This window comes from Streptomyces sp. GL_141 (assembly GCF_057834385.1).
On record NZ_CM174402.1, the window covers coordinates 4,399,762 to 4,415,623 of the forward strand.

A 15,862-nucleotide genomic window follows, 5' to 3' on the forward strand; every position below is an offset into this window, starting at 1 on the left:
CACCGAGTCCAGTGGGGCAGCTCCGGCGGAGCTGCCCCACTGGCGTTTCAGGGCCGGCCGCCCGCTTCGTGGATCTTCTGCCAGACCACGTCCCGGGTCACCGGCAGCTCCGTGAAGCGGATCCCCGTCGCGTCCCGCAGCGCGTTGGCGAAGGCGGGGGCCACCGGGTTGAAGGGGCTCTCGGACATGGACTTGGCGCCGAGCGGGCCGATGGCGTCGGAGGTCTCCATGAAGTGGACCTCCGTGCGCGGGACGTCCGCGTACTGCGGGAGGCGGTAGCGGCGGAAGGCGGCCGTGGTGACTTCCCCGCGCTCGTCCACCCGTACGGTCTCGAAGAGCGTGGCGCCCAGGGCCTGGGCCACTCCGCCCTCGACCTGGCCGCGGCACTGCATCGGGTTCATGACCTTGCCGGCGTCGGCCGCGTGGACGGAGCGGAGGATCTTCATCTCGCCGGTGTCCGGGTCGACGGCGATCCGGAACCACTGGGCGTTGAAGGCCACCGAGCGCGGGGAGCCGCCCCAGTGGCCGTCGGCAGCGAGCTCGTCGAGCTTGCCCTTGTCGTACGCGGCCTCGTACAGCTCCTTGAGGGTGACCACGCGGCCCGCGCAGTCGAAGGCCTCCGCGGACGGCTCGCACAGGTGCCGGGCCACGCCCGTGTGGCGGGCGGCGAAGGTCCGGAGGCGTTCCGCGAGGGAGTTCGCCGCCAGCATGACCGCCTTGCCGGCCACCACCGTGCCGGCCGAGCCGAAGGCACCGGTGTCGTGGCGGACCACGTCGGTGTCGGACTGGCGGACGGCGATCCGGTCGACCGTGGTGTTCAGGGCGCCCGCGGTGATCTGCTGGTGGACGGTGGTGGTGCCGTTGCCGAACTCGGCCGTGCCCACCGCGATGTCGTACGTGCCGTCGCGCAGCAGGCTGACCCTCGCGTCGGCGTAGTGGCCGCCGGGCGGGCCGGTCGCGATCATCGCGACCGCCGTGCCCGTGCCGGTGAGCCAGCCCTCGGGAACGTCCTCGTGGCTGCGGTCCTCGGCGACGGCCCTGCGGACGACGTCCATGCACTGCTTCATGCCGTACGAGGCGATGAAGAGGTCTTCCTCGTGGCCGATCGGGGTGACCATGTGGTCGCCCGGGCCGATGACGTTCTTCTCGCGCAGTGCGAGCGGGTCCATGCCGAGCCGCAGGGCGAGCTCGTCCATCACCGATTCGAGGGCGAAGAGGACCTGGCCCAGGCCGTAGCCGCGGAAGGCGCCCGCGGGCACGCCGTTGGTGTAGACGGAGTAGGCCTCGACCTGCTTGTTCGGGGCCTTGTAGACCGCGAAGGACTCGCCGACGCTGTGGAACATGACGGCCGGGCCGTGGTTCCCGTAGGCGCCGGTGTTGGAGACGACCCGGATGCGCAGCGCCGTGAGGGTGCCGTCGGCCTTGGCGCCGGCCTTGACGGTGATCTTGAAGGGGTGGCGGGTGGTGGCTCCGTAGAACTGCTCGGCCCGGGTGAATTCGAGCTTCACGGGGCGCCGCAGTTTCAGGGCGGCGAGGACCACGATGTCCTCGGTCAGCATTTCCTGCTTGCCGCCGAACCCGCCGCCCACGCGGCCCGCGACGACGCGGACCTCGTCCTCGTTCAGGTCGTAGAGGGCGCACAGGGCCCGCCGGGTCAGGAAGGGCGCCTGGGTGGAGGAGCGGACGGTGATGCGCTCGCCCGGGGAGCCGTCCTCCTTGGGCTCGAAGTACGCGACGCTGCCGTGGGTTTCGAGGCTGGCGTGCTGCACGCGCTGGGTCTGGAAGGTTTCCTCGTAGACGACGTCGGCTTCGGCGTACCCCTTCTCCATGTCGCCGAGGGTGTGGTGGACCTCGCCGCACACGTTGTTCTCGGCGCGGAAGATCCCCGACTCGGGACCCTTGGGGTGCAGGACCGGGGCGCCGGGGAGCATCGCCTCCTCCGGGTCGATGACGTACGGGAGTTCCTCGTACGTGACCACCACGCGCCGGCACCCCTCCTCGGCGGCCTGCTCGCTTGTCGCGACCACGGCGGCCACGCGCTGGCCGACGAAGCGGACCACGTCGTCCAGGACCCGGGTGTCCATCGGGTCCTCGGTCGGGTGCTCGTGCCGGGCCGAGGAGTACAGCCGGTCGGGGGCGTCGTAGTGGGTGAGGACCGCGTGGACGCCCGGTACCTGGAGGGCTTCGCGGGTGTCGATGGAGACGATCCGGGCGTGCGGGTGCGGGGAGCGCAGCAGCTTCATGTGGAGCAGGCCGGGGACGGTGACGTCGAAGGTGTAGCGGGCCGTGCCCGTGACCACCTGCGGGCCGGCCGGCGCGCCGGGGGACTTGCCGACGGCCTGGCCCACCTCGGGGGTTTCGACGTGCTGCACGCCGCGTACGGCGTCCTCGATGGCGCGATAGCCGGTGCAGCGGCAGATGTTGCCCTTGAAGGCGCGGGGGAGGTCGTCGAGCTTGCCGTCGTCGTGGGCGGTGCCCCGCTCGGCCTGGAGGGCGGAAGTGGTCATCAGGAACCCGGCGGTGCAGAAGCCGCACTGGAAGCCCTGGGCGTCGAGGAACTGCTGCTGGACGGGATGGAGTTCGCCGCCGGGCGAGCACAGTCCCTCGACGGTGGTGACGGAGCGGCCCTCGGCGCGGACGGCCGGGTAGAGGCAGCTGTGGACCGGCTGCCCGTCCACGTGGACCGTGCACGCCCCGCAGTCGCCCTGGTCGCAGCCCTTCTTCACGCCGAACCAGCCGCGGTCGCGCAGGTAGGTGCGCAGGCACTGGCCGGATCGGGGCTCCTCGGTGAAACGCCGCTCGTTGATGTCGATCTCGTAGCTCATCGGGACACCTCCTCGGGATCGAGCTCGCGGCGGACTTCCTCCGCCAGGCGCAGGCCCATGTGGCGCCGCCAGGCGGGCAGTCCGTGGATGTCGTCGAACCACTCGTCGGGCCGGACGGTGTCGTCGATCGTCCGGCGCAGCTCGGCCGCCGTGGGAGGCAGCGCGAACCAGAAGCGGAAGGGCCGGGTGGTGGCGGCCGAGACCGTGACGGCGAGGGAGCCGTCCTGGGGGTCGTAGGCGCCGATGACGAGGGCGCCGGAGCGGCCGAGACCGTAGAGGGAGACCTGCCGGAAGGCCGTACGGGAGTCCAGGGCGCGGGCGGGCAGCCGCACCGAGCGCAGCAGCTCGCCGTCGCGCAGGTCCTTGACGCCGGCTCCGCGGATGAAGTCGGTGACGGGCAGGCGCCGGGTGGAGCCGTCCTGGCCCTGGAGGAGGACGGTGCCGTCGAGGGCGGCGGTGAGGGAGACCATCGGGCCGGCGGGGAGGCCGTTGCAGAGGTTGCCGCCGACGGTCGCCATGTTCCAGATCTTGAAGCTGGCGAGGAAGGCCCGGCAGCACTGTTCGAAGAGGGGCGCGGCCGTGGTGGGCAGGGTTCGGCCGAAGCGGGACAGCTCGGTGATCGTGCAGGTGGCGGCGATGTCGAGGGCGCCGTCGGACTGCCAGGACAGGGGCGGCCAGCCCATCCGGGAGAGGTCGACGAGCCGGCGGACGTGGGGCTGGGGCTCGGAGAAGAGGTACGTGCCGCCGCCGAGCCAGGCGTCACCCGGACGCCAGGGTTCGCGGCGGCGTGCGTCGCGTACGTCGAGCACCGTGTTGAGATCCATTTTCCGCCATCCTTTCCGTCGCCGTCGCCGTCGCCGTCACGTTGTTCGTCGTCGTTTTTGGTCGCTTTCGTCGACTCGTGCCAGTGAAACAACCGGCCGGCGGCTGGGACGACTGGTCCCCGGCACGGAAAAACACCAGGGCCGACGGGGCGTCCCTGGTGAATCATCCAAGAGGCTGTTCGCGGGGTTGTCCTTGCATTTACCACGGCAACCCTCATATTCGCCTCGCGATTGTGGGCTGCCACCCGCCGCAAGGAGTCCCCGTCATGCACGTCCTCGACCTGCTCCAGTCCGACAACCTCGGCCTCACCCTGCTGTGGGGCGAGCAGTCCCTTCTCGGCCAGGAGGTCAGTGGGGTGACCGCCACCGACCTGGAGGACCCGGGCCGGTTCCTGGGCCCCGGGGAGCTCGTGCTCAGCGGTCTCGTCTGGTGGCGTCCGGGGGCGTCGGCCGCGGCCAGGACCGACCGGTTCGTCGCCGCCCTCGCCGACGCCGGAGCGCGGGCCCTGCTGGCCGGCGAGGAGACCCACGGAAGGGTGCCCGAGGAACTCGTGGCCGCCTGCCGGGCCCACCGGATGCCGCTGGTGGCGGTGCCCGCGCGGACCAGCTTCCGGGCCGTCACCGAAGCGGTGTACCTGCGCCAGTGGGGCGACCTCAGCCGGCGCCCGACCCGGCACTTCGCGCTTCCCGAGAACGTGCGCAGCGAGCTCAGCCGGCTCCTGGAGGGCGGGGCCGGGCCGGCCGAACTGCTGGACCGGGCGTGCGCGCACCTGGGCCGGCTGCCCTGCTACCTGCTGACCGCGAGCGGCCGCACGGTGGCCCGTACCCCGTCCGCGCCCGCGATCCCGGCACGGCGGGCCGTCTCCGCCGCGAAGGGCGGGCTCTCGCTCGGCGTCGGGGGCGAGAGCTCCCCGTACGACGCCTGGCTGCTGCACGTCCCGGACGCGGACGCGGCGCCGCCGCGGGTGCTCCACGAGATCGCCGAGGTGTTCGCGCAGTACCGCGACGCCGCGGTCCGCCGGGTGGCCGTACGCCGGGCCGCCGGACGGGACCTGCTCGCCCTGGTGGCGTCCGAGGCCGAGCCGGACCTCCTCGGCGCCGCGCTCCAGGCGGCCGGACTGCCCGCGGGGGGCCCGTACCGCGTGGTGACGGCGAGCGACGGGGACGCGCTGGCGGAGGCGCTGGCGCACCTGGAGGGCGCCCGGTGGGCGGCGGGGCCGGGCGGGGCGGTGCTGTACGAGGGCCGGGAGGGAGTCGATGCCGCCGGGGCGGCCCCCGCCGCCGATCCCGCCGACCGGCTGCGCGCCGTATGGCCGCTGCTCCGGGCGTGCGCCGAGCCGGGGGCGGACCTGCGCCTCGGTGTGGGCGCCCGGACGGATTCGGCCGAGGGGCTACGCGCGTCCCTGTGCCAGGCGCGCTTCGCGCTGATGGCGGCGGACGAGGCGGTCGCGGTCCGTGGGGTCGAGCAGCTGGACACCCTGGCCGAACTGCTGTCGGGGGTCCCGCCGGAGGTGCGCGGGGTGTTCGGGACGAGGATGCTGGGCTCGCTCGGGGACGGGATGCTCCGGGAGACGCTGGAGGTGTTCCTCGCGAACAACTGCTCGTGGACGCGTACGGCGGAGGCGCTGCACCTGCACGTGAACACGGTCCACTACCGGATCGAGCGGGTGGAGGCGCTGACCGGCCGCGACCTGTCGCGCCTCGACCACAAGCTGGACCTGTACGCGGCACTGCGCTGCTAGCCGCAAGAGCAAAGTTCTCCTCATCGGACAAACAGGGCAAGGGGCGTAGCGTCGTAGGAGCGACCAGGAAACGGCCACGCGCGCGTGCGAACGGCGTGCGAAGGGGCCGCGCGAACGAACGAAGGGTGCCGCCGATGTCCGTCCCGTCCGTCCCGCCCGCTCAGCCCGCCGAGCCCGCCCTCCCGGGTCTCCCCGTCCTCCCCGTCCTCGTCGGGTTCGACGGGTCGCCCCGGAGCCTCGCCGCCGCCCGGTGGGCCGCCCGTGAGGCCCTGGCGGCCGGGGCGCCGCTCCGGCTGCTCCACGTGGGCCAGGCCTGGCCCACCGTCCAGCCGATCTCCCCGGAGTTCCAGCCCGTGCTCGGCGCGAGCGAGTCCGCGGCGAGGACCGTACTGTCCTCCCTCGCCGGGGAACTCCGCGCCACCCACCCGGGCCTGACCGTCGAGGCGGCCACCGCCGAGGGCGGACCCGGCAACGAGATCCCGCGGGCGGCCGCCGCGGCGAACGCCGGGCTGATCGTGCTCGGCGCGAGCGGCGAGGAACGCCACGTGGTTCCGCTGCTCGGCTCCACCGCGCTGCACGTCGCGGGGCGCGCCGAGGTCCCGGTCGTCCTGGTACGGGAGCCCGCCGAGCGCGCGCCGCACGGACACGGGGTCGTCGTCGGGGTGGACCCGGCGGGCGACTACGCCGCGGTCCTCGACTTCGCGTACGCCTGGGCGGCGCGGCACGCCCTCCCGCTGCGCGCGGTGCACGCGGTACATACGGGCCCGGCCGCCCCGGAGGCGCTCGAAGCGGCGGTGGCCGCGGCCGGCGCGCGCCACCCGGGGGTGGCGACCGTGTGCGTGACCCGCTCCGGCGACCCGGCGAAGCTCCTGCTGGAGGAGTCCGCCGAGGCCGACTTCCTGGTCGTGGGCCGCCGCCACCACCGCCCCCTGCACGGCATGGGCCCCACGGACCACGCGGTGGCCCACCACGCCCACAGCCCGGTGGCCCTGATCCCCCACGGCTAGGGATCTCACCCGCGCACGAACCGCAGCTCGGCCGCCGGGATCCGCTCCCGGGGGCCGGCCGAGCGGAGCACCACGTCGAGGACGCGGCCCGGGTCAGCGGCGTAACAGTTCGAGAACCACGCCATGTTGGCCTCCACGACCACCACGGTCGGGCCGGCGAAGCCGACGTCGACGGTCACGGCGCTCGGCAGGGTGGCGCCCGCCACCGCGAGCAGCCGGGCCGCGAAGGCGCGTACCTCCGCGGCCCGGGGATCCTCGTCCAGCGGGGTGGGGTCCAGCCGTCCGTGGACGGCGTACCGGCTCCCGGCGGCGATCTCCCCGTCCAGCAGGAACAGCCGGTATTCGGCGGCGAAGTCCACCACCCCGGAGACCAGCACCGGGGTGTCCGGCGGCAGTACGGGCAGCGCGGCGCCGTCCGCGTACACGGCGGCCGGGAAGGACTTCTCGCGCGGCGGTTTCACGAAAGCCGGCTCTCGCAGCGCCTCCCGTGCCTCGCCCAGGCTGGTCAGCCGGATCCTGCGCCCGGTGGCCCACTCCGGCAGCCCGGCCAGCCACGCGTCCGCCGGCTCCAGCAGCCCGATCCCGAGCGCCCCGGCCACCCGCGCCCCGGCCGCGGGCCCGCCGCACCAGTACACGTCCCGCCAGGCCAGCCCCCCGACCCCGGCGTCGAGCCCCCGCACCTCCATCCCCCGCCGCGCGGCCGCCTCACCGAGCAGCCCGGCCGTCGCACTCCGCTGCCCGGGCACCAGGAACACCGCTTCGTCCATACCGCCATGGTGATCGCCGGCCGGGCGAACAGGAAGACCGGCAGCCCTCTCACCGCCGCAGCAGCACGATCACCGACCCCCACATCGTCAGCAGTACGTTGCCCAGGGCGTACGGGACCGTCGTTCCCAGGGCCGGGATCTGGCTGCGCGCGCGTTCCGTCAGGGCGCCCAGCGCGGCCGTGGTGGTCTGGGCTCCGGCCAGGGCGCCGAGCAGGATCGGGAGGGGGAGCCGCTGCACGAAGTGCCCGTAGGCGAATCCGGCCAGCAGCGGCACGCTCGTCACGGCCGCGCCCCAGAGCAGCAGCGGCCAGCCGGCTTCGCGCAGGCCCGGCATGAAGCTCGGGCCGGCGTTGAGGCCGACGACCGTGACGAACACGCACAGCCCGAGCGTGCCCATCAGCCACTGCGCCGCCGACGGCAGGTTCCCGTACGTCGGGTACTTGCTCCGGATCCAGCCGAAGACCAGCCCCATCAGCAGCGCCCCGGTGGAGGTGGACAGCGACAGCGGAGCACCCGCCGCGTGCAGCGCCGGGATGCCGAGGCAGCCGCCGAGGAAGAGCCCGAGCGCGATCCACACCATGTCCGTCGCGAAGCTGGTCGGCACCGGTTTGCCCAGCTCCGCCGCGGCCGCCTCCACCCGGCTGCGCGGCCCCGTCAGGACCAGGGTGTCGCCCCGCTCCACGGTGCTGTCGAGGCGGACCCGCAGGTCGGCGCCGGCCCGCCAGTGCTCGTCGACGAAGACGCCCGGCATGAACTCCTCGTGCCGCAGGGTGCGGATGGTGCGGCCGCTGAGGTTCCGGTCGGTGATGACCACGTGCAGGGACTCGGTGCGGTAGGCGAGCAGCTCGAAGTCGTCGGTCTCCATCCCGATGTGCGTGCGCGCGTCGTACGCGACGAGGTCGCCGCGGACCGCGCTGACGGCCAGGATGTCCCCGATCTCGACCCGGGTGTCGGCGGCGTGCTCCAGGATCTCCCCGGCGCGGCGCAGCCGGGTGATGTAGAGCCGCCGCCCGGCGGCCTTCTGCTCCGCCTCGAAGTCCCCGATCGTGCGCCCCGCGAAGGCCGCCACGTCGACGGCGTACGCGCGCAGCACGTGCTTGTAGTAGCCCTCCCCGGCGTCGGGGTCGTCCTCGGCGGCCTCCAGGTCGGCGGCGAGCACGGCGCTCTCGGCCGCGAGGTCCCGGCGCAGGAGGCGGGGCAGGAAGCCGGCGAGGAGCAGCGCGGGCAGCACCGTACCGAGGGGGTACGTGACCGCGTAGGCGACGGCGATCAGATGGGACTGGTCCCGGGCCTCGTCCGCACTGACCCCGGGCAGGTGGGCGATGGCGTCGGAGCCGACGCCGATGACGGCGGACTGGGTGAGGCCGCCGCCGAGCAGACCGGCGGAGAGGCCGGGCCCGTACCCGGCGAGGGCGGCGAAGGCCCAGGCGGAGGCGAGTCCGGTGACGCAGACGATGACGGCGAGGACGACCTGGGGGAGGCCGTCCTTGCGCAGGGCGCGGAAGAACTGCGGGCCGACGTCGTAGCCGAGGGCGAAGAGGAACATGAGGAAGAAGACGGACTTGATCGGACCGTCGATCTCGACCTTGGCCTGGGAACCGATGACCAGGCCGGCGACGAGGCATCCGGTGACGGCGCCGAGGGCGATGGTCTTGTACCGGATGCGGCCGAGCAGGAAGCCGACGGCGATGGTCAGGAAGATCAGCAGTTCGGGGTAGGGCCGGAAGATCTCGTCCCGGAGCCAGTCCATCCACACCTCCTCGGCCGTCTCGGGAAACGGTATGTGCCGGTATGTCCGCCCGCACGTCCAGGGCGGTGCCCCGATCCCCGATCCACCGGTCGAGCCCCCGCGACACAGACCGGCGGGTCAGCCGTTCTCTGACAGCTCTCGGAGCTGAGTTGCGAGGAAGGCGAGTTTGTCCGGGTTCAGGACGAGCCGGACGCCGGTGATCCCGCCCTCGCCGAGCTCCAGCGCCCCGAACGCGGTCAGCTCGCCGTCCGCCCAGCCGACCACCGCCGGAACGCCGTTCACCTCGGCGAAACCGATCCGCGAACCGTTGACCCACCGGGAGAAGAGGCCGACCAGGAAGCGGGCCACGTTGTCCCGCCCGGCCACCGGCCGGCTCGAAGCGCTCGCCTTGCCCCCGCCGTCGGACCAGACGACCACCTGGTCGGAGAGCAGCTGTTCCAGCTGTGCCATCGCGCCGTCGGACGCGGCGGCCAGGAACCGGGCGAGCAGCTCGTCGTCCTGCTCCCGCGAGGTGGTGAACCGCGGCCGGCCGTCGGCCAGGTGCTGCTTGGCCCGGCGGTAGAGCTGGCGCGCGTTCGCCTCCGAGCAGTCGAGTACGCCCGCGATGTCCCGGTGGCTGTAGTCGAAGGCGTCGCGCAGCACCACGGCGGCCCGCTCGGGCGGCGACAGCCGCTCCATCATCGTCAGCACGGCGAAGGACACCGAGTCCCGCTGCTCCGCCGTCTCCATGGGTCCCAGCACCCCGGCACCGGTCCCCACCGGCTCCGGGATCCAGGGCCCGAAGTACTCCTCGCGCTGCACCCGGGCGGAGGTGAGCCGGTTCAGGCACAGGTTGGTGACCACCTTGGCCAGCCACGCGCCCGGCGCGACCACCTGGCCGGACTCGGCCCCGTGCCAGCGCAGGTACGCGTCCTGCACGGCGTCCTCGGCCTCGGCCGCCGAGCCGAGCATCCGGTACGCCAGTGAGAACAGCCGTGGCCGATGGGTCTCGAACTCCTGTGCCGTATCCATGGCCCCACGCTAAACGCGGGCCCCCGGCGGACCTCCGGCAGGCCGCTCCCTCAGCAGGTCGAGCACCTGTCCCGGTGTCCAGTGGCCGGTCGCGCCCGGGCAGCCGGACAGGTAGTCGGCGATCTCCTGCTCCCGCCACGGCCCCGACTCCAGCAGGCCGCCCGCCAGGTGGCGCAGGTACGCGGCGGACGGCCTGAGCGGCTCGACGTCCCGGAGGGACCACGGGGCGGTGAAGGTCAGCACGGGGATGCCGTCGACCGTCCCCGGGCAGATCAAGGTCTCGTACCGGCCGCCGCCCGACGCGTCGCGGCCGTCGCGCAGCACCGCGGCGAGGTCGAGGTCCGTTCCGGGTTCCCGGTACATCTCCTGCGCGGCGATGTCCGACAGCTGGCCCACGGTGACGAGGTGCGCGCGCCCCAGCAGGCGACCGGGCGCCGAAGGATCGTAGAAGCCCCTGCCCCCGGTCCACACCGGGGACTCGGTGGCGAAGTAGAGGCATCCGTCGAGCTGGACGGCGATCGACCGCTCCGGCGCCCGGCGGTCCCGGCAGCCGGGGTACGGGCGCGTCGCGCCGGGCGGCGTCCCGCCGGCGATGTAGGCGGCCAGCCGGTCCGTGTGCATGTTGGAGCCGTAGGCGGCGTACCAGACCCGGCCGTGGCCCCGCGGAGCCTCGACGCCGAGCGGAACGGCGGTGTGGACGACCATGTGGTTCCTCGCCTGCGGGGCGGTGCGTGCGGCGGTACGTGAGGGGCACGTGAGGAGAAGGCCGAAGAGCCCCGCTGCAAGCAGCGGGGCTCTTCGACTTATTGCCCGGTGAGAGCAATGGCGGAGGATACGAGATTCGAACTCGTGAGGGGTTGCCCCCAACACGCTTTCCAAATGTTCGTACGGGGGTCCGGCGGGGGTCGTACGTGTCCTGACTTGCGGCGGAACGTTCGGGGTGGCCCCGTCTGGACGGGCCCGGACGGGGGCGAATGAGACCACAACTGAGACCAGCTGGCCGGCTGTGGTGATCACTGCGAGACGGTCGGAGCCGGTCAGGTGAGTGAGGAATCCCGGCCTTGGAGCGCTTGCCCCGCGATGGCGGCGATCCGTCCGACCTGCTCTCGTAGCCGGACGAGCTCTGCGGTCTGCTGCCGTCCTGCCACGATCTCGGACAGGGCTGCGATGACGGTTTCCTCGTGGTCGCCGGTGCCGAGCACGTTGGCGGCGCGGCGAAGCAGAGCGGCGTTCACGCTGACCGAGTGGCTCGACTCCGGTGCGGACGGGGTGGTGGGCTCAGGGGCCGGCCTGGCCTTGCGGCGGGGTGCGGATGGTGCCGGAGCAGGCCTGGGCTCGGTCGTCGGCGGGGGTTCGGTCGCAACGCTGTCGGGGCTGCCGAGCACCGTGACCACCGGCTTTCGATAGCAGGCACCTCTGCCCACCTTGGTCGTGTAGACGACGAGCTCCAGGGTGAGGTTGCAGATGGCCGGGCCGTTGACCCGCTCCAGCGCGTCCGTCAGGTCGGAGAGCTGCGCGGCCATCTGCCACGAGTGCGTCATGAAGTGGAACGCGCCGAGCTCGGGTGCCGCTGCGATCTGGAAGGTGATGTCGACGGAGGGCATCGGGCCGCGCCCGTCCCTGGCCGCCAGCTTCCTGTCCTCAAGTAGTGGAGGGCAGCCGCAGGGCTGGCCCTTCTTCTCTTCGGGTGACAGGAACTCCACGCCGTCGCACTCGTGGATGATGCCCGTACTGCCCCGGAGGACCATGTGTGCCGCCACGGCGTCGGGCCCGTCCAGGAGAACGCGTACGCTCTCGCGGTTCGTCAGCACTTCGTAGGCAAGGCTGGCTCCTCCTGTCCCTTCGTTCGGTCGAGGTTCGCCACCCAGGAAGCCGGCGACACGGGCGGCTACATCGGCATCGTCGGTGGTGACACGCCAGGCATCCAGGGCCTGGGGCAGTCCCTCGGATAAACGCCCCGTGTGGAAGCGTCCGGCTCGGGCGGCTGAGCTCTGCGTCATTCGCTACCTTCGGTGGAGGGGGCGACAGCCGATCTTCGCCATGTACCAATGGCGCGGTGCACGCGACGTGTCACGAAACCGGCTACAGGGCGGCGCTCCCATTGTGTCCAGCCAGACAGCTACGTTCAGCTGGTTCCAACCAAAGGGGCATCGCTGTCGCCGGTAGACGGCGGCTGCCACACAGCCGGCGGTGGCTCGGCGGATGGGTCCCGTCAAAGCTCGGATTCGGGTCGTTTCCGACCCTCCCCAGGGCTGCCCGGCCTAGGGTGGTCTTCAGGCATGAGCCCGTGACCACAGCGTGGAGGAGCCGATCATGAGCACTGCCCCGAACCTGCCGCTCCCACCGCGCAGACCCGAGGAATCCCATCCTCAGTCTCATCCGCTACGGACGATCCGGGAGATCCGGGAGTCTCTGCCCGAGCATCAGCTTGGGCACTTCGATGCCGAGCTGGCCGACACGGACATCGATGCCTTGCCAGACATGCTTCACCGCTGGGCGACCCTGGGCAGCGACGGATTCCTTGAGCGGCTTACGGCGACCCCCTTCGAGGGTCTGGAGTTCGGGCAGCGGTCCTACGACGATTCGGCGGACGGCGAGTGATCTATCTGCTCGACACCAATGTGATCGCCGAGATCACCACCCGGCCGAAGCCTGCCCCGGCTGTCGTCGCCTGGGCTCGGTCTGTTCCAGCTCCTGCCCTCTATCTGAGTGTCATCACGATCGCGGAGATCGAGGCGGGCATCCAGGGGACGCAGGATCTGGTGCGGCGTACCGCTTTCGAGCGGGCGCTCGCGGACATCCGTGATCAGTACCGCGACCGGATCGTCACCATCGGAGAGCGGGAGGCACTCGCCTACCTCGCTCTTCACCGGAGGCTCAAGAGTGCCGGGACCAGCATCGATCCACCCGATGCGCTGATCGCTGCCACCGCCCTGGCGAACGGCTGGACGCTGGTGAGCCGCAACATCAAGCATCTGGCGCGATCAGGCGCACTCCTGCTGAACCCTTGGGAGTACGAGGGGTAGGCCATCGGACCCGGGATGTGGCGGATCATCCGGTTATGTCGCAAATAACTGAGACTGGAACTGAGACCACGGAACGCAAAGAGCCCCACCGCAAGCGGTGGGGCTCTTCAACGTATTGCCCGGTGAGAGCAATGGCGGAGGATACGAGATTCGAACTCGTGAGGGGTTGCCCCCAACACGCTTTCCAAGCGTGCGCCCTAGGCCACTAGGCGAATCCTCCGCGGCAAACAATACAAGACGTTGAGGGGTGCTCGCGAACGTGATCGTCGGGCGGGCCCGGGCGGGGGTCCAGGTCGGGGTGCGGTCGGGGTGCCGGTCGGGGTCCGGGTCGGGTCGCGGGGAGCTCCGCCCGGGGTCCGGCTCGATTCCGGGGCCCTCCATCCGCTAGGGTGGGGCCAGCCCCTCACGTGGCGCTATCTCACCCAACTCCCCCAGGGCCGGAAGGCAGCAAGGGTAAGTGGGCTCTGGTGGGTGCGTGGGGGGCGCTTTGCGTTCCGGGACGGGTCGGGCCGGCCGGGCCGCTCTGCCGCGGCACCGCTCTGCCGCAGCGCGGCAGGCACGGCGGGCGCGGCAGTCATGACGAGTACGGCGAACACGACGGGTGCAGCGGGCACGGCAGGCCGGGTGGGTCTGCGGGCCACCGTTGTCGGTGGGCCCGGATAACCTCGTAGACGTGTCGTCCCTTGCGCTGTACCGCCGCTACCGCCCCGAGTCGTTCGCCGAGGTCATCGGGCAGGAGCATGTCACTGACCCGCTGATGCAGGCCCTGCGCAACAACCGGGTCAATCACGCGTACCTGTTCAGCGGGCCGCGAGGCTGTGGCAAGACCACCAGCGCGCGCATCCTCGCCCGCTGTCTGAACTGCGAGCAGGGCCCCACGCCCACCCCCTGCGGGGAGTGCCAGTCCTGCAAGGACCTCGCGCGCAACGGGCCGGGGTCCATCGACGTCATCGAGATCGACGCCGCCTCGCACGGTGGTGTGGACGACGCCCGTGACCTGCGCGAGAAGGCCTTCTTCGGGCCCGCCTCCAGCCGGTACAAGATCTACATCATCGACGAGGCGCACATGGTCACCCCGGCGGGCTTCAACGCCCTGCTGAAGGTGGTCGAGGAGCCGCCGGAGCACCTCAAGTTCATCTTCGCCACGACCGAGCCCGAGAAGGTCATCGGGACCATCCGGTCCCGGACGCACCACTACCCCTTCCGGCTCGTGCCCCCCGGCACCCTGCGGGACTACCTCGGCGAGGTCTGCGGCCGCGAGGGCGCCCACGTCGAGGAGGGCGTGCTGCCGCTCGTCGTGCGCGCCGGAGCCGGATCCGTCCGTGACTCCATGTCCGTCATGGACCAGCTCCTGGCCGGCGCCGCCGAGCAGGGTGTGACGTACGCCATGGCCACCTCGCTCCTCGGGTACACCGACGGGACCCTCCTCGACGCCGTCGTGGACGCCTTCGCCGCCGGGGACGGGGCCGCGGCCTTCGAGATCGTGGACCGGGTGGTGGAGGGCGGCAACGACCCGCGCCGCTTCGTCGCCGACCTGCTGGAGCGGCTGCGCGACCTGGTGATCCTGGCGGCCGTGCCCGACGCGCGGGAGAAGGGGCTCATCGACGCCCCCAACGACGTGGTCGAGCGGATGCAGGCCCAGGCCTCCGTCTTCGGCGCCGCCGAGCTGTCCCGCGCCGCCGACCTGGTCAACACGGGGCTCACCGAGATGCGCGGAGCCACCTCGCCGCGGCTGCAGCTGGAGCTGATCTGCGCCCGCGTGCTGCTGCCCGCCGCCTTCGACGACGAGCGTTCCGTGCAGGCGCGGCTCGACCGGCTGGAGCGCGGCGGCGCCGCCGTCGCCGCGGCCGCCTTCGCCCCGGCCCCCGCCATGGGCTACGTGCCCGGGCCGGAGGCCCACGCGATGGCCCCCGCGGCGGTACGGACCCCCGCGCCGCAGGCTCCGGTGCAGCAGGCTCCCGTGCACCAGGCCCCGGCCCCCGTGCACCAGGCCCCCGCCCCGGCCCCCGTGGCTCCGCCCGAGCCGGTGGCCCCCGCGGCCCCGGCCGCCGCCCCCGGCGCCTGGCCCGGCGCCGCGCAGCCCGGTGGCGGCGCCCCCGGTGCCTGGCCCGGCGCCGCGACCCCCGGCGCCCCCGCGGCTCCGGCTCCGGCCGCCGCCCCCGCCGCGGGTGCCTGGCCCGGCGCGGCCACCCCCGGCGCCCCGGCGGCTCCCGCGGCTCCCCCGGCGGCACCCGCGCAGGCCGCCCAGGGCTCCGCTCCGGCGGCGCCCGCCGCCCCGGCCCCCGGCATGGCCGCCGGCGCGGGGCAGATCCAGGCGATGTGGCCGGCCGTCCTGGACGCGGTCAAGAACCGCCGCCGCTTCACGTGGATCCTGCTCAGCCAGAACGCCCAGGTCGCCGGCTTCGACGGCACCACCCTCCAGCTCGGCTTCCCCAACGCCGGAGCCCGCGACAACTTCGCGAGCAGCGGCAGCGAGGACGTCCTCAAGGCGGTGCTCGCCGAGCAGTTCCAGGTCACCTGGAAGATCGAGGCCGTGGTCGGCGGGGGAGCCCAGCCCCTGGCCCCGGTGTCCGGGTCCTCCTACGGGGCTCCGGCCGCGCCCGCCTACAACCAGCCGCCGGCCCAGCAGGCCCCGCAGCAGCCCCAGCAGTCACAGCAGCCCCAGCAGGGGTACCAGCAGCAGCCGCAGCCGTCCCAGCAGCCGCAGCAGTCGTACCAGCAGCAGCAGTCCCAGCAGCACCAGCCGCCCACCCACCAGGCGCCCCCGCCGGTCGCCCCCGAGGACGACGTCGCGGAGGCCGACGACCCGGACCTCGTCGACACCGCACTGAGCGGACACGACCTGATCGTGCGCGAGCTCGGAGCCACCGTTGTAGAGGAATATACGAACGAGTAGGGGGTCCGACTTGG

At 72.7% G+C, this 15,862-nt stretch carries 12 protein-coding genes, 1 tRNA gene and 1 other RNA gene; 6 read left to right on the top strand and 8 right to left on the bottom strand.

What is annotated here, in order from left to right; translation table 11 throughout:
• Positions 1-47: 47 nt before the first annotated feature.
• The gene (locus AC3IX6_RS19260) at positions 48-2,825 is read right to left on the bottom strand and encodes a molybdopterin-dependent oxidoreductase (RefSeq protein WP_489371322.1); all 2,778 of its coding nucleotides are present in this window, start codon (positions 2,823-2,825) and stop codon (positions 48-50) included.
• On the bottom strand, positions 2,822-3,649 hold the full coding sequence (locus AC3IX6_RS19265) for an FAD binding domain-containing protein (RefSeq protein WP_489371323.1): 828 nt from the start codon (positions 3,647-3,649) through the stop codon (positions 2,822-2,824). Before AC3IX6_RS19265 ends, AC3IX6_RS19260 begins: the two co-directional genes overlap by 4 nt.
• Positions 3,650-3,915: 266 nt before the next feature.
• Between AC3IX6_RS19265 and AC3IX6_RS19270 the strand changes: the two genes are divergently transcribed.
• Together AC3IX6_RS19270 and AC3IX6_RS19275 are read left to right on the top strand one after the other, a co-directional pair.
• A complete protein-coding gene (locus AC3IX6_RS19270) occupies positions 3,916-5,391 on the top strand; it encodes a helix-turn-helix domain-containing protein (protein ID WP_489371324.1) in 1,476 nt (491 codons plus the stop codon).
• A gap of 134 nt (positions 5,392-5,525) precedes the next feature.
• Positions 5,526-6,398, top strand: a complete 873-nt coding sequence (locus AC3IX6_RS19275; protein WP_489371325.1) for a universal stress protein — start codon at positions 5,526-5,528, stop codon at positions 6,396-6,398.
• A 5-nt stretch (positions 6,399-6,403) separates the two neighbouring features.
• On the opposite strand, the gene AC3IX6_RS19280 is transcribed toward AC3IX6_RS19275, so the two are convergent.
• The 5 genes from AC3IX6_RS19280 to AC3IX6_RS19300 all read right to left on the bottom strand — a co-directional run bounded on the left by AC3IX6_RS19280 (position 6,404) and on the right by AC3IX6_RS19300 (position 11,926).
• Positions 6,404-7,165: an ATP-grasp domain-containing protein gene (locus AC3IX6_RS19280; protein WP_489371326.1), complete on the bottom strand. Its 762-nt coding sequence runs from the start codon at positions 7,163-7,165 to the stop codon at positions 6,404-6,406.
• 49 nt (positions 7,166-7,214) lie between these two features.
• Positions 7,215-8,915: an aspartate:alanine exchanger family transporter gene (locus tag AC3IX6_RS19285; RefSeq protein ID WP_489371327.1), complete on the bottom strand. Its 1,701-nt coding sequence runs from the start codon at positions 8,913-8,915 to the stop codon at positions 7,215-7,217.
• 117 nt (positions 8,916-9,032) lie between these two features.
• Positions 9,033-9,926, bottom strand: coding sequence for an RNA polymerase sigma-70 factor (locus AC3IX6_RS19290; protein ID WP_489371328.1), 894 nt, complete (start codon positions 9,924-9,926; stop codon positions 9,033-9,035).
• 9 nt (positions 9,927-9,935) lie between these two features.
• Entirely contained in the window at positions 9,936-10,631 is a 696-nt protein-coding gene (locus AC3IX6_RS19295; protein ID WP_489371329.1) for a histone deacetylase, read from the bottom strand.
• A gap of 332 nt (positions 10,632-10,963) precedes the next feature.
• Positions 10,964-11,926 (bottom strand): recombination directionality factor, encoded by a 963-nt coding sequence (locus AC3IX6_RS19300; RefSeq protein ID WP_489363048.1) that lies wholly within the window; start codon positions 11,924-11,926, stop codon positions 10,964-10,966.
• 313 nt (positions 11,927-12,239) lie between these two features.
• On the opposite strand from AC3IX6_RS19300, the gene AC3IX6_RS19305 reads away from it, so the two are divergent.
• Positions 12,240-12,527, top strand: a complete 288-nt coding sequence (locus AC3IX6_RS19305; RefSeq protein ID WP_489363050.1) for a hypothetical protein — start codon at positions 12,240-12,242, stop codon at positions 12,525-12,527.
• Positions 12,524-12,952: a type II toxin-antitoxin system VapC family toxin gene (locus AC3IX6_RS19310; RefSeq protein ID WP_489363052.1), complete on the top strand. Its 429-nt coding sequence runs from the start codon at positions 12,524-12,526 to the stop codon at positions 12,950-12,952. The genes AC3IX6_RS19305 and AC3IX6_RS19310 overlap by 4 nt, the downstream gene beginning before the upstream one ends.
• A gap of 132 nt (positions 12,953-13,084) precedes the next feature.
• Here the strand turns inward: AC3IX6_RS19310 and AC3IX6_RS19315 are convergent.
• Positions 13,085-13,172, bottom strand: a tRNA-Ser gene (locus tag AC3IX6_RS19315).
• Positions 13,173-13,346: 174 nt separating this feature from the next.
• On the opposite strand from AC3IX6_RS19315, the gene ffs reads away from it, so the two are divergent.
• Positions 13,347-13,445, top strand: an RNA gene (gene ffs / locus AC3IX6_RS19320) — signal recognition particle sRNA small type.
• A gap of 180 nt (positions 13,446-13,625) precedes the next feature.
• Positions 13,626-15,848, top strand: a complete 2,223-nt coding sequence (locus tag AC3IX6_RS19325) for a DNA polymerase III subunit gamma and tau (protein ID WP_489363054.1) — start codon at positions 13,626-13,628, stop codon at positions 15,846-15,848.
• Positions 15,849-15,862: the final 14 nt, after the last annotated feature.

Excerpts from the sequence above, each read along its gene's own strand:
- AC3IX6_RS19260 (WP_489371322.1), bottom strand. The coding sequence starts at position 2,825 with ATGAGCTACGAGATCGACATCAACGAGCGGCGTTTCACCGAGGAGCCC.
- AC3IX6_RS19265 (WP_489371323.1), bottom strand. The coding sequence starts at position 3,649 with ATGGATCTCAACACGGTGCTCGACGTACGCGACGCACGCCGCCGCGAA.
- AC3IX6_RS19270 (WP_489371324.1), top strand. The coding sequence starts at position 3,916 with ATGCACGTCCTCGACCTGCTCCAGTCCGACAACCTCGGCCTCACCCTG.
- AC3IX6_RS19275 (WP_489371325.1), top strand. The coding sequence starts at position 5,526 with ATGTCCGTCCCGTCCGTCCCGCCCGCTCAGCCCGCCGAGCCCGCCCTC.
- AC3IX6_RS19280 (WP_489371326.1), bottom strand. The coding sequence starts at position 7,165 with ATGGACGAAGCGGTGTTCCTGGTGCCCGGGCAGCGGAGTGCGACGGCC.
- AC3IX6_RS19285 (WP_489371327.1), bottom strand. The coding sequence starts at position 8,915 with ATGGACTGGCTCCGGGACGAGATCTTCCGGCCCTACCCCGAACTGCTG.
- AC3IX6_RS19290 (WP_489371328.1), bottom strand. The coding sequence starts at position 9,926 with ATGGATACGGCACAGGAGTTCGAGACCCATCGGCCACGGCTGTTCTCA.
- AC3IX6_RS19295 (WP_489371329.1), bottom strand. The coding sequence starts at position 10,631 with ATGGTCGTCCACACCGCCGTTCCGCTCGGCGTCGAGGCTCCGCGGGGC.
- AC3IX6_RS19300 (WP_489363048.1), bottom strand. The coding sequence starts at position 11,926 with ATGACGCAGAGCTCAGCCGCCCGAGCCGGACGCTTCCACACGGGGCGT.
- AC3IX6_RS19305 (WP_489363050.1), top strand. The coding sequence starts at position 12,240 with ATGAGCACTGCCCCGAACCTGCCGCTCCCACCGCGCAGACCCGAGGAA.